This is a genomic window from Lipingzhangella halophila, from assembly GCF_014203805.1.
Classification (GTDB): Bacteria; Actinomycetota; Actinomycetes; order Streptosporangiales; family Streptosporangiaceae; genus Lipingzhangella; species Lipingzhangella halophila.
Map to the genome: position 1 here is coordinate 2563692 of NZ_JACHJT010000001.1, position 12741 is coordinate 2576432.

10 protein-coding genes are annotated in these 12741 nt (G+C 72.3%); 8 read left to right on the forward strand and 2 right to left on the reverse strand.

Features of this window, described 5'->3' with window-relative positions; genetic code table 11:
* Positions 1-102 precede the first annotated feature (102 nt).
* Entirely contained in the window at positions 103-480 is a 378-nt protein-coding gene (locus F4561_RS11605) for an ArsR/SmtB family transcription factor (RefSeq protein WP_281384083.1), read from the forward strand.
* Positions 481-1246: 766 nt separating this feature from the next.
* Here F4561_RS11605 and pstS read toward each other — a convergent pair.
* The gene (gene pstS / locus F4561_RS11610) at positions 1247-2359 is read right to left on the reverse strand and encodes a phosphate ABC transporter substrate-binding protein PstS (protein WP_184577887.1); all 1113 of its coding nucleotides are present in this window, start codon (positions 2357-2359) and stop codon (positions 1247-1249) included.
* 301 nt (positions 2360-2660) lie between these two features.
* Here pstS and treY point away from each other — a divergent pair, with 301 nt between their 5' ends.
* The 4 genes from treY (at position 2661) to F4561_RS11630 (ending at position 8677) form a co-directional block, all read left to right on the forward strand.
* On the forward strand, positions 2661-5018 hold the full coding sequence (treY, locus tag F4561_RS11615; RefSeq protein WP_184577889.1) for a malto-oligosyltrehalose synthase: 2358 nt from the start codon (positions 2661-2663) through the stop codon (positions 5016-5018).
* A 109-nt stretch (positions 5019-5127) separates the two neighbouring features.
* Positions 5128-5967: a putative RNA methyltransferase gene (locus F4561_RS11620; protein WP_184583509.1), complete on the forward strand. Its 840-nt coding sequence runs from the start codon at positions 5128-5130 to the stop codon at positions 5965-5967.
* Positions 5968-6031: 64 nt separating this feature from the next.
* Positions 6032-7810, forward strand: a complete 1779-nt coding sequence (gene treZ / locus F4561_RS11625) for a malto-oligosyltrehalose trehalohydrolase (RefSeq protein WP_184577892.1) — start codon at positions 6032-6034, stop codon at positions 7808-7810.
* Between the two features lie 126 nt (positions 7811-7936).
* Positions 7937-8677 carry a class I SAM-dependent methyltransferase gene (locus tag F4561_RS11630; RefSeq protein ID WP_184577895.1) on the forward strand — a complete coding sequence of 247 codons (741 nt, stop codon included), beginning with the start codon at positions 7937-7939 and terminating at the stop codon, positions 8675-8677.
* Here the strand turns inward: F4561_RS11630 and F4561_RS11635 are convergent.
* Positions 8674-9552: a nicotianamine synthase family protein gene (locus F4561_RS11635; RefSeq protein ID WP_312885217.1), complete on the reverse strand. Its 879-nt coding sequence runs from the start codon at positions 9550-9552 to the stop codon at positions 8674-8676. The two genes, F4561_RS11630 and F4561_RS11635, sit on opposite strands and share 4 nt — an antisense overlap.
* A gap of 159 nt (positions 9553-9711) precedes the next feature.
* Here F4561_RS11635 and F4561_RS11640 point away from each other — a divergent pair, with 159 nt between their 5' ends.
* Genes F4561_RS11640 through F4561_RS11650 form a run of 3 tightly spaced genes read left to right on the forward strand, consistent with a single transcriptional unit; the run spans position 9712 to position 12714 of the window.
* Positions 9712-10506 carry an ABC transporter ATP-binding protein gene (locus tag F4561_RS11640; RefSeq protein WP_184577901.1) on the forward strand — a complete coding sequence of 265 codons (795 nt, stop codon included), beginning with the start codon at positions 9712-9714 and terminating at the stop codon, positions 10504-10506.
* 5 nt (positions 10507-10511) lie between these two features.
* The gene (locus F4561_RS11645; RefSeq protein ID WP_184577904.1) at positions 10512-11411 is read left to right on the forward strand and encodes an ABC transporter ATP-binding protein; all 900 of its coding nucleotides are present in this window, start codon (positions 10512-10514) and stop codon (positions 11409-11411) included.
* A gap of 13 nt (positions 11412-11424) precedes the next feature.
* Complete coding sequence (locus F4561_RS11650; protein ID WP_184577907.1) at positions 11425-12714, forward strand: MDR family MFS transporter; 1290 nt, start codon at positions 11425-11427, stop codon at positions 12712-12714.
* Positions 12715-12741 lie beyond the last annotated feature (27 nt).

Here is a 12741-nt window from a genome sequence, read left to right on the forward strand (position 1 = left end):
CTCGGCTATCGGGACTCCCACAAATATAATCTCATATGAAGACGTCTTCATATGTGGGTTGGAAAATCGCGGGCTCTCCGACCGACCAGTAGCATTGGCGGCATGGGGCACCAGGCATCGGACACGTCCGCCGCGGACATGGGAGGGCACGCCACCACGGCCGCTCCGGCGCGACTCGATGCGGCCGGTGCCGCCAAGGTCGCCGAGACACTGCAGGCGCTCGCGGCGCCGAGCAGGCTGCTGATCCTGACGGCGCTGCGTACGGGACCGCAGACCGTGGGCCAGATCGTGGAGACCGCCGGGCTGTCGCAGTCGGCCGTCTCCCACCAGCTGCGGCTACTGCGCACCCTTGGCCTGGTCACCGCCACGCGTGAGGGCCGCAGCATGCGCTACGCCCTTTACGACCACCACGTGGCCCAACTGCTGGACCAGGCCGTACACCACATCGACCACCTGCGGTTGGGGCTGTCCGACACCTGAGCCCTCACGCACAGTGGCTGCCGATGGAGTCGTGCGAGCACCGGTGCTGTGGGCGGGTGGTGGCGCGTCCAAGGAGGGCGGCGAGGACGGTGTGGGCTGGCCCCAGTAACCGCTCCTGGTGCCCGATGGTGGCGTGCCCAACGAGAGCAGCGAGGACAGTGGGTGGGCCGGCCCGTGGGTGTCGGTGCGGGTGCCCGGCGGTGACGCGGCCGACGGGGGCGGTGTGGGCGTTCTTGGTGCTGCTCCTCGCCGATCTTGCGGATTTCGGTCCTTCCATGCGCCTTGGAGGACCGAAATCCGCAAGATCGGCGCTCAGATTGCCCACAATCCGGGCATAGCGGGCGCATGGGGGCTCACGCGGAACCGAAACTGACCGTGCGGACATACTCAGCGCCGAGAACGTCCCCACAGTCACTCTCGATACGACTCAACATCGAAAATGACGCCATGGACACTCTCGCCGCGCCCCGCCACCGGTCACCGCCGCCCCCGTCGGCCGCGTCACCGCCGGGCACCCGTACCGATTACCACCAGACCCCGCCACCCACTGCCCTCGCCGCCCCGTCGGGCGCGCCACCGTCGGGTACCCGCGCCGACTACTGGGGGGCCACCCACCACCGGCCTTCGCTGCTGCTTTCGTCGGGTGCACCACCACCGGGCACCAGAACCATCCACCGCAGGCCAGCCCACCCACTGTCCTCGCTGCTCTCGTCGGCCGTGTCACCATCGGGCGCTCACCCCGCCCCCCAACACGAAACCCGTGGGACTACTTGGGTCCGTGGACCGCGTCGATCGACTCCTGCACCCGGCCCCGCAGGTCGTCCGACAGTGGGGCGGAGCCGGTCTCGTCCGAGGCGGCCTGCTGGCCCTCCTCGCTGACGAGGTAGTTCAGGAACGTCTTGACCCGTTCGGCCGTGTCCGGGTCGTCGTACTCCAGGCACGTGATCTCGTAGGTGATGAGCACGATCGGATAGGTCGCGGCGTCGGTGATCCGGTAGTCCAGCTCCAGCGCGAGGTCGTACTCGCTGTTCTCCTCGCGCTCGGGGGAGGCCGCGACCACCTCGGCGGCGGCCTCGGGGGTCATCTCGACGAACTCGTCGCCCACGCCGACCCGAACCGTTGACATTGCTTCGGCGTGCGACGCCTCCACATAACCGATCATGCCATCGCCTCCCTTGACGGCCTCGGCCACGCCGCTGTTGCCCTGGGCGGCCTCGGCGGGCGGGGTCGGCCACTGGCCATCGGGCTCGTGGGGCCAGGCGTCGCCGGCGGCGGCGTCGAGATAGGCGGTGAAGTTCTCGGTCGTGCCCGACTCGTCGGAGCGCGTGACCGGCGTGATCCGGCGGTCGGGCAGGTCGACGTCGGGATTGGTCTCGGCGATGGCCGGGTCGTTCCAGTTCGTGATCTCCCCGTTGAAGATCCGCGCGATGGTCTCCGGGCGCAGGTTCAGCGAGTCGACGCCCGCTACGTTGACCACCACCGCGATCGGTATCACGTAGGCCGGCAGGTTGATCGCCTCGGAGCCGTTGCAGCGTTCGGCGGCGAACCGGTGCTCCTCGGAGTCGAGCGGGGCGTCGGAGCCGGCGAAGTCGACGGCGCCGTCGACGAACTGGTTGCGGCCGCCCCCCGAACCGATCGCGTCGTAGTAGATATCGCCCTTCTCGCAGGCCCTCTGGTAGCCGGCGATCCAGGTCTGCATCGCGTTCTCCTGCGCGCTGGATCCGGACGCGGAGATGTTGCCGTCGAAGCATTCCAGACCCTCGGGGACCGGGATGGTCGAATCACCGCGCACGGCGTTGTCGCTGCCGCAGGCGCTCGACAGCGCCACCGCGGCGGCGAGCGCGACTGCGGCGGGCGTGCGGTAAAGAGCGGAGAGCACGGTGCCCTCTCCATTCCCTCAGGGCGCCCGGAGACACGCGGCACCCGTGTTGGCCAGTTCGGCTGCGGCTTCGGTGACCGTTCGGTGACTGGTCACCGCCGAGAAACTTAACAATTGGTGACGCGTCGTGCCTAATGAGGGGTCTGTGGGGAATCGCTCAGCCCTCTGCCGCCAGGCGGGTGCGGCGGGACCACCCACCGCGCCATGGCTCCGTTTCGGCCGGTGACCGGCGACGATTCCGGTAGAGGTCCCGATCCCCGCGGTGCATGACCCGGCACCCGTGCGGGCATACGAGGTAGCGATGAGCGCGCGCGTGCCCACCTCGACCTACCGGTTGCAGCTGCGGCCGGAATTCACTCTTGACGACGCAGCGGAGGTCGCCGGCTACCTCGCCCGACTCGGCGTCGGCGCGCTCTACTCCGCCCCGATCCTCACCGCCGCTCCCGGATCCCAGCACGGCTACGACGTTGTGGACCCCTCGTCCGTCGCACCCGCGCTGGGCGGCGACGCGGCGCGCGTCGCGCTCGTCGCCACCCTGCGCCAGCGCCACCTGGGTTTCGTCGCCGACATCGTGCCCAACCACATGTCGGTTGCCGAGCCCGCCGCCAACCCGTGGTGGTGGAACGTGCTGCGGCACGGCCGCGACTCCGACTTCGCGCGCTTCTTCGACATCGACTGGGCACGCGGACCCATCGTGCTGCCCGTCCTGGCCGACGACGGCGACGGCGGCGCGGCCGCGCTGGCCCAGCTCAGCATCGCCGACGGCTGCCTGGCCTACCACGAGCACCGCTTCCCGCTCGCCCCTGGAAGCTACGGGGCCGACGACGACCCCGGCGAGGTGCACCAGCGCCAGCACTACCGGCTCGTGTCCTGGCGGCGCGCCGGCGAGCTGAACTACCGCCGCTTCTTCGACATCAACGGGCTCGCCGCGGTGCGGGTGGAGGACCCCGACGTCTTCGCCGCCACGCACGCGGAGATCCTGCGCTGGGCCGAGCGCGGCGAGCTCGACGGCCTGCGGGTCGACCACGTCGACGGGCTGAGTGACCCCGGCGGGTACCTGCGCCGGCTTGCGCGGGAGTTCGACGGGTGGATCGTCGCGGAGAAGATCCTGGCTCCCGGCGAGCACCCGCCCGCCTCGTGGCCGGTGTCCGGGACCACCGGCTACGACGCGCTGCACGATGTGTGCGGGGTGTTCGTCGACCCGGCGGGTGAGGTGCCGTTCACCGAGCTGGCGAAGTCCCTGGACGTTCCGGTCGGCGCCGCTGTCGAGGAGCGCAGCCGGCACGAGGCGGCCGAAGGGCTGTTCGCCCCCGAGGTACGGCGGATCGCCGAGGTGCTGCGGGTGGAAGTCCCGGAAGCGGCGGGGCGGGCCGGCGTCTCCGGGAGCGGGCGCGCCGAACAGGCGGTCTGTGAGCTCCTCGCCAGCTTCCCGGCCTACCGCAGCTACCTTCCCGAAGGGGAGGACGTCTGGGAGGCGGCGGTGCGCGCGGCCGAACGGTCCCGCCCCGACCTCGCGGACCTGCTGGTCGAGATCGACCGCAGGGCGCGCGCCGAACCGGCCGGAGAGCTCGCCCGGCGCATCCAGCAGACCAGCGGCATGGTGGTCGCCAAGGGAGTGGAGGACACCGCTCTCTACCGCCGCACGCGCTTCGTCGCCGCCAACGAGGTCGGGGCGGACCCCAGCGCCTTCGGGGTCGACGTGCGCACCTTCCACACCCGTGCCGCGAACCGGGCGGCCTGCTGGCCGGCCACGATGACGGCGCTGTCCACGCACGACACCAAACGCTCCGAGGACGTGCGGGCCCGCCTCGCCGCGCTCTCCGAGATCCCCGAGGAGTTCGCCGCGGCAGTACGCGACTGGACGGCCCGGTGCGGACTGAGTGAGCCCGCCCTGAACCTGCTGGCCTGGCAGACCCTGGTGGGGGTGTGGCCGGTCAGCGCCCGGCGGCTGGCCGAGTACCTGCTCAAGGCCGCTCGCGAGAGCAAGCTGCGCACTTCCTGGTTGCGCAACGACACCGCGTTCGAGGAGGAAGTGCTGGCCTGGCCGGAACGCGTGCTCTCCGACAGCGAGCTGTCGAACGACGTGGCCAGGATCGTCGCGCACATCCGGCGGGCCGGCTGGACCAACTCCCTCGGACAGAAGATCGTGCAGCTCACGGCGCCCGGAGTGCCTGACGTCTACCAGGGCACCGAGCTCTGGGACCTTTCGCTGGTCGACCCGGACAACCGGCGGCCCGTGGACTTCACCGCCCGGCAGGCGCTCCTGGAGCGGCTGGAACGCGGCCGGCTTCCGGTGGTCGACGCCACGGGCGAGGTCAAGCTGCACGTCGTGCGGGAGGCCTTGCACCTGCGACGCGAGCGCGAGCTGACCGGGTACCGGCCCCTCGCGGCCTCGGGACCCGCCGCCGCGCACGTCCTCGCCTTCGCGCGGGGGCCCGACCTCGACGTCGTCACCGTCGCCACCCGGCTCCCCCTGGGACTGGCCGCGGGGGGTGGCTGGGCGGACACCGTGCTACCCCTGCCGTCGGGACCGGGGAGCTGGACCGACCTGCTCACCCGCCGCGCCCTGGCCCCCACCGGAACCGACGGCCTCACCGTGGCCACCCTCGCCGAACTGCTGGACCGCTACCCGGTGGCGCTGCTCGTGCGCGGTGGTTGACGTTTCGCCCAACTCGGAGAACACCTTGGTTCCCGGTTGGCCGGATATGGTGTTCTCGACCATGTCAGGCACCGATGACCAGCGCCCCGCCGTGCTCTCCCGGCTGCGGATGCCAACTCCCGTACTCGCGGCGCTGGCATGCCCGCACTGCGGGGCCGATCTGGCGCCGGACGGCAACGCGCTGGCCTGCGCTGCGGGCCACACGTTCGACGTGGCCCGGCAGGGCTACGTCAGCCTGCTCACCGGGCGGCGGCGCGCCGCCGCGCCCGGCGACAGCGCCGCTATGGTCCAGGCACGCCACGAGTTCCTCGCGGCCGGCTACTTCGCCCCACTCGCGCGACGGCTCGCCGCGGTTGTCGCCGGGCTCGCCCCCGAGCCGGGGCTGGTCGCCGACGCCGGAGCGGGGACCGGCTACTACCTGAGCCAGGTGCTCGACGCGCTGCCCCACGCCCACGGGGCGGCGCTCGACCTCTCCGTGTACGCACTGCGCCGCGCGGCCCGGGCGCACCCGCGCGCCGGCGCCGTGGCCTGCGACGCCTGGCGCGTCCTGCCGCTGCGCAGCGGCTCGGTGGGGGTACTGCTGAACGTCTTCGCTCCCCGCAACGGGCCGGAGTTCCGCCGCGTGCTGGCCGGCGGGGGAGCGCTCGTCGTGGTCACACCGACCGCTCGGCACCTGGCCGAGCTCCGCGAACCCCTGGGCCTGATCCGGGTCGACCCGCACAAGGAAGAGCGGATCGCCGAGAGCCTGGCGCCGGACTTCGTGGCCGAGCACCACCAGGAGGTCAGCTCGCCGCTGCGGCTCGACCGTGCCGGCGTCCGCACGCTCGTCGCGATGGGACCCAGCGCCCGGCACGCCGACCCGGTCGCACTGGACCGCGGCGTCGCCGCTCTCGCCGAGGTCACCGACGTCACCGCGGCATGGACGGTATCGGTGCACCGGCCAGCCTGACCTCGCTGTCTGTCATCGTCGCCGGTGCGCGTGGCGCATCCGGGTGCCGGGTAGATCGGCGTTCGTGAGCCACGACCACTCGGGCCCGCGCCGGTTCTCGGTGTGGGCGCCCGGACGCCGGCGCGTCCGGCTGCGGATCCACGACGGCGACCGCGACATGGAGCCCGGCGCCGGCGGTTGGTGGTACATCGACGTGCCCGACGCGCCGCACGGTACCGACTACGCCTACCTCCTGGACGAGGACCCGGTCTGGTTGCCGGACCCCCGTTCGCGGTGGCAGCCGGACGGTGTCCACGGCGCCTCGCGGGTCTACGACCACGCCGCGTTCTCCTGGACCGACTCGCACTGGACCGGACGCGCGCTGCCGGGCTCCGTGCTCTACGAGCTGCACGTCGGAACCTTCACCCCGGAAGGGACGTTCGACGCCGCCGCCGACCGCCTCGACCACCTGGTCGACCTCGGGGTGGATCTGGTCGAGCTGCTGCCGGTGAACGCCTTCGACGGCGTGCGCGGGTGGGGCTACGACGGCGTGCTGTGGGGGGCCGTGCACGAGCCCTACGGTGGTCCTGACGGCCTCAAGCGCCTCGTGGACGCCTGCCACGGGCGCGGACTGGGCGTCGTGCTCGACGCCGTCTACAACCACCTGGGGCCTTCGGGGGCCTATCTGCCCAGGTACGGGCCCTACATCACTGGGGAGAACACCTGGGGGCCGTCGGTCAACCTGGACGGCCCCGGCTCCGACGAGGTGCGCGCCTACGTCATCGACAACGCTGTGGAGTGGCTGCGCGACTACCACCTGGACGGGCTGCGGCTGGACGCCGTGCACGCGTTGCGCGACACCCGCGCCGTCCACCTGCTCACCGAACTGTCCGAGGAGGTCGACGCGCTCGCGGCCGGGCTGCGCCGGCCGCTCTCGCTCATCGCCGAGTCCGACCGCAACGATGCGCGCACCGTGACCCCGCGCGAGGCCGGCGGCTACCACATGACCGCCCAGTGGTCGGACGACCTGCACCACGCCCTGCACGTCGCGCTCACCGGGGAACGCCAGGGCTACTACGCCGACTTCGGGCCGCCCGACGCGCTCCCCCGAACACTGCGCCGGGTGTTCCTGCACGACGGCGGTTACTCCGCGTTCCGCGGCCGCGCGCACGGCGCCCCGGTGGACCGCCGCACCATCCCCGGCAGCCGCTTCCTGGGCTACCTGCAGAACCACGACCAGGTCGGCAACCGGGCGCGCGGGGACCGGATCTCGGCCACTGTCTCGCCGGACGCCCAGGTGTGCGGCGCCGCCCTGGTGCTGTGCTCGCCCTACACCCCGATGCTGTTCATGGGCGAGGAGTGGGCCGCCTCGACCCCGTGGCAGTTCTTCGCGTCGTTCGCGGACCCGGAACTGGCGGAGGGGGTGCGCCAGGGCCGGCGCCGCGAGTTCGCCGAACACGGCTGGGACACGGACGCGAACACTGCCGCGGAGGCCGTTCCCGACCCGCTCGACCCCGCGACCCGGGACCGCAGCGTTCTGCGGTGGCACGAGCGGTACCGCTCCCCGCACCGCGAGGTCCTTGAGGCCTACCGCTCGCTCATCGCGCTCCGCCGCGCCCGTCCCGAGCTGGCCGACCCCCGGCTGCACCGCTTCCGGGTGGACGCCGCGGACGACGGCCGCGTCCTCGTCCTGCACCGGGGCGCGCTGCGCGTGGTGTGCAACCTGCGGCCGTTGCCCGCCGCGGCGGTTCTCGACCGTCCGGCCGGTGCTGTTCTCCTGGCATCCAAGGAGGTCAGCACGGGTGGAACGGTCGTGGAGCTGCCCGCTGAGTCATTCGCGGTCGTGGCCACCGGTACGGACTGAGCCGCGGCGCCATGCCCCCCGGCACTGGGTATCCGGATTCGCCTGTGTCATGCTGTTGCAAGTTGTTCGCAAGAGTATCCGCGGCGGCGCGTGCGCGCGGCGGTGACCGAGGTGCGAAAGGAACGCATGTCGCTGAGTTCTCAGATGGTGCGCGAGAGAGTCCGGCAGTACTGGGACTGGCGGGCCGAGAGCTTCCGGGCCGATATCGCCGCGACGCCCGACCGCGACGCGTGGCTGGCCGTCTACGCCAACGCCGTCGAGCGGTTGCTGCCGGACCGCAGCGGGCCGCTGCGGGTACTCGATGTAGGCACCGGGACCGGGTTCGTGGCGCTGGCCTTCGCCGAACTGGGGCACGAGGTGGTTGCCGTCGAGCCCGCCCAGCAGATGCGCGAGATCGCGGCGAAGGAGTTCGCCGACGCCGGTGTGCGGGTGGACCTCCGTGCGGGCTACGCGCACCCGCTGCCCGACGTCGGGACCGGCTTCGACCTGGTCACGTGCCGCAACGTGCTCTGGACGCTCACCGATCCGGCCGCGGCGCTGCGCGACTGGCGCGGGGTTCTGCGGCCCGGCGGAGCGGTGCTGCTCAGTGACGGCATGTGGAACACCTGGCGCCAGGAGGTCCGGTTGCTGCGCACCGGGTGGCGCTCGCGCGCCGACGCCCCGGTGGGTTGGCGCTTCCTCGCCGCCTACCTGCGGCTGCGCCGCGGCCTGCCGTACTACCGGGGTATCGACCACACGCGGGCGCGCCGACTGCTGCGCGCGTCCGGGTACCAGGACCCGCTGCGCCTGGACCATCTCATGGACCGCGGTTACTACGAGCCCGAGACCATCGACGCGCACTGCCTCGCGGCGGCGTGGGCACGCTAGGGCCGGTCCGGTCCGGCGGCGGGCTCGGGGCGCGAGACGAGGACGGAGTTGACGACGTCGTCACAGGGGTGCATCTCCAGCAGGGTCCGGAATCCGCTCAGGTCGTCGGGGGAGACCGGCGGATAGAGCGCCGTGCGAAGCCGGTGCGCCGAGCGGGTCAGCAGCAGCGAGTCGCGGTGCATGATCCCCGACAGGGACCGGCTCACGCCCCGCTTGGCGGTGCTGTCGGCGCCGACGAGAGCGGCCAGCAGGACGACGCCGGCATCGGCGACCTGGGGGAGCAGTGCGGGGGCCCGGGCGTCGCCGTGGAGCGTCGCCGCCCGTTCTCCGATGCCGAGCGCCCTGCTCACGCCGTTCGCGAGTTCGCAGGCCTCGGCATCGTTGTCGACGTTGGTGACGCCGATTCCGTGCCGGCGTGCCAGCTCCAGGCCCGTGAGCGGCAGGGGGCCCGCGCCGAGGATGACGGCCGACTCGGGCGGGGGAGTGCCCACGGCGGTCAGCCCCGCGAGCTCGAAGCGCACCAGGCGGCGGTAGTTGTCGAGGTAGGGGAACTTCCGGAGCTCTGCCCAGGGGTCGTCGGCGGCGATGATCCGGCGGGCCCACTCGTGTTCGAGCGCGCTCTCGCCGCGCGCGCTCAACGAGCGAAGCGACGGGACAAGGGAGCTGGCGACGGGATCGTTCAGGACCCGGTCGGTCAGCTCGTCGTCGACGACGGTACACATCTCGACGAGCCGGCCGAAGGCCTCGTTGACTTCGGGAGACGGGCGCAGGTCGGTGGCGTTGAGCTGGTCGTCGAGTTCCGTGAGCCGGGCGAGGAAGGCGGCCGGAGGCAGGAACCGCGCGGGGGTCAGTGGTCCGGGGGCTGTATGTGTCACAGTCCGCATAGTACGAAAATGATTATCAACCCGGGAACTGTTCGCGCATACTCGCGGGCCCTGAGTGTCCCCGCATTCCGCTCATGCCGCCTGATGCGACTGTTAAGCTACTGATAACCGTTTTCGTTTGCAGTTGTCTTGCGTGAGAGGGGAGCTGGTGTGCTGGAGGTGGCCGACCTGCGAGTCCGGGTGGCCGGTAGGGGCCTTGCCAGCTACCCCGTCGAGGACGTCGGGTTCCGGATGCGACCGGGGGAGCGGCTCGGGCTCATCGGTGAGTCCGGGTCCGGCAAGTCGCTGACCGCGCTCGCGCTCATGGGACTGCTCCCACCCGGCTGCACGGCGGCCGGCAGCGTCCGGCTCGACGGAACCGAGCTGCTCACCCTGGACGAGCGGGCGATGCGCCGAGTCCGCGGAGCCAGGATGGCGATGGTCTTCCAGGACGCGCTTACCGCGCTGAACCCTCTGGTCCGGGTGGGCCGGCAGGTCGCCGAGCCGTTCCGGAGGCACCAGGGCATGAGCGCGCCCGCGGCGGCGCGGACCGCGGTGGGGTTTCTGGAGCTGGTGGGCTTCGCCGAGCCGGCCGCGACCGCGCGCGCGTATCCCGTACACCTGTCGGGCGGTCAGCGACAGCGCGTGTGCATCGCCATGGCGCTGGCCTGCCGGCCCCGGGTCCTCATCGCCGACGAGCCGACCTCGGCGCTCGACGTCACCGTCCAGGCCGAGATCCTGGACCTGCTCGACCGGGTCCTGGACCTGGAGACCGACCACCGGCCGTCCCTGTTGTTCATCACGCACGACCTCGCTGTGGTCGCGCGGAGCTGCGAACGTGTCCTGGTGTTGCGCGACGGCCGGATCATCGAGCGCGGACCGACCGCGTCGCTGCTGCGCGACCCCGCCCACGAGCACACCCGGGCGCTGCTCGCCGACGCAAGGGCGGCCGGATGGAACGAGTAGCCCCGATGGCCCCTCGCGAGCCCGAATCCGCCACGGCGCCGTCCCCAACGCCGGCCCCCTTGCTCACGGTGCGCGCTCTGCGGCGCCGCTACCGCGCCCGAGCCTCGCTGTTCTCCGCCGCGCACGAGGTCACGGCGCTGGATCGGGTGAGCTTCACGGTCCTGCCCGCCGAGCGCCTGGGCGTGGTAGGCGAGTCCGGCTCCGGCAAGTCCACACTCGCGCGGACCCTGCTCGCGCTGGAACGCCCCGACTCCGGTGACATCAGGTTCGGCCCCGACCAGTGGCGGGTGCGCCCCGGGAGCGCGCGGCGCACGCGGTGGTTCCGCGCGCGGGTGCAACTCGTGCCGCAGGACCCGGCTGGTTCGCTCAACCCGCGCGTGCGCGTGGGGCGCAGCATTGCCGAGCCACTGGCCTGCCTGGGCATCGACGTCGACCACCGGCGCCGGGTCGCCGAGGTGCTCACCGCTGTCGGCCTCGACGCGGCGATGGCCGACCGCTACCCGCACGAGTTCTCCGGCGGACAGCGGCAGCGGCTGGCGATCGCCCGCGCCATCGCCCCCGGTCCGCGCCTGCTCGTCGCGGACGAACCGGTGAGCGCCCTGGACGTCTCCGCCCGTGGCCGCGTCCTGGAGCTGCTGCGCCGCCTCAGCGACGAGCGCGGCCTCGGCCTGGTCCTCATCTCCCACGATCTCGGTGTGGTCCGCACCCTTTGCGACCGCGCCCTGGTAATGCGCGACGGCCGGGTCGTGGAGCAGGGCACCGTCGCCGACGTGCTCTCCTCCCCGCGGCAGGCCTACACCCGGCGCCTCATCGAGGCGATCCCGCGCCTGCCGGCCCCGGCGGTCGACCCCGAGAACAACACGGCAGGCGGCCCGCTGCCCGACGGCGCCGCCACCTCTGAGTAGGGAGGTCCCACCCGTGTCCGCCGCCACCGTGTCGCGCAGCCTGAACCCCCTGCGCCGATGGTCGCTCCTGGCCAGGTTCGCCGGGCTCCCCTGTGTCGCCCAGTTGCTGCTGCTCACCCAGCTCGCCTTCAACCTGGGCTTCTACCTGGTCGTGCCGTTCCTCGCGGTGCATCTCGCCGACGACCTCGCCATGGCGGGATGGGCGATCGGGGTGGTGCTGGGGGTGCGGACGTTCAGCCAGCAGGGCCTGTTCGTCGTCGGGGGCGCGCTCGCCGACCGGTTCGGCACCCGCCCGGTGGTGCTGGCCGGCTGCGCGGTGCGCATCGCCGGGTTCGTCGTGCTGGCGTTCGCCCCGACCTTCCCGGTTGTGCTGGTCGGGGCGGTGCTGACCGGGTTCGCCGGCGCGCTGTTCTCCCCCGCGGTCGAGGCGGCGCTGGCCGACGAGGGCACGGCGCTGGAGCGGCGCGGCACCATCACCCGGGCCGAGCTGTTCGCGCTGTTCGCGATCTGCGGCGAGCTCGGCGCGGTCGCCGGCCCGATGCTGGGTGCCGCACTGCTGCGCGTCGACTTCACGCTCACCTGCCTGGTCGCAGCGGCGGCGTTCACGGCCATACTCTTCGGCCACTACCGGCTGCTTCCCGGGATTCCGGCCCGCAGCTCGGGGGAGGCGGCCTTCGCCGGGTGGGGCGAGGTGCTGCGCAACCGGGCGTTCCTCGTTTTCGCGCTCGGCTACAGCGCGTACCTGGTGAGCTACAACCAGCTCTATCTCGCGCTGCCGGTGGAGCTGCAGCGCGCCACGGGCGGCCAGTGGGCGCTGGGATGGATGTTCGCCCTGGCCTCGGTGCTGATCGTGGTGGGCCAACTGCCGCTCGCCGCGTGGGCGCGCAGGCGGCTGGGGGCGGCGCGCGCGCTGCCTCTGGGATTCGGCCTGCTCGCGACGGCGTTCGCGGCGGTCTCGGTGAGCGCTCCCACCGAACCGCCGTCCGGCTCTTTCGCGCTGGCCCCGGCCGTCGCGCTGGTGACCTGTCTGACGTTCGGCCAGATGCTGGCGGTTCCGGTGGCCCAGGACCTGGTGGCGCGCCTGGCGGGGGAGCGGCGGCTGGGAAGCTACTTCGGGTTCCTGTCCTCCACGGGCGGGCTCGCGGTGCTGGCGGGAAGCGCCGGTGTGGGGGCGATGCTGGACCGCGCGTACACGCCGACGCCGGACGCCGCGCTGCCCTGGGTTGTCATGGCGATTCTGCCCACCGTGGGCGGGGTGGTCCTGTGGCTCGTCGCGCGGAGAACACCGCCCCCCGCCACTTGAAAACGGTTATCAGTATCCTAGGCTTTG

Coding starts and splice junctions, on each gene's coding strand:
- F4561_RS11605 (WP_281384083.1), top strand. CDS start 103: ATGGGGCACCAGGCATCGGACACGTCCGCCGCGGACATGGGAGGGCAC.
- treY (WP_184577889.1), top strand. CDS start 2,661: ATGAGCGCGCGCGTGCCCACCTCGACCTACCGGTTGCAGCTGCGGCCG.
- F4561_RS11620 (WP_184583509.1), top strand. CDS start 5,128: ATGCCAACTCCCGTACTCGCGGCGCTGGCATGCCCGCACTGCGGGGCC.
- F4561_RS11630 (WP_184577895.1), top strand. CDS start 7,937: ATGTCGCTGAGTTCTCAGATGGTGCGCGAGAGAGTCCGGCAGTACTGG.
- F4561_RS11645 (WP_184577904.1), top strand. CDS start 10,512: ATGGCCCCTCGCGAGCCCGAATCCGCCACGGCGCCGTCCCCAACGCCG.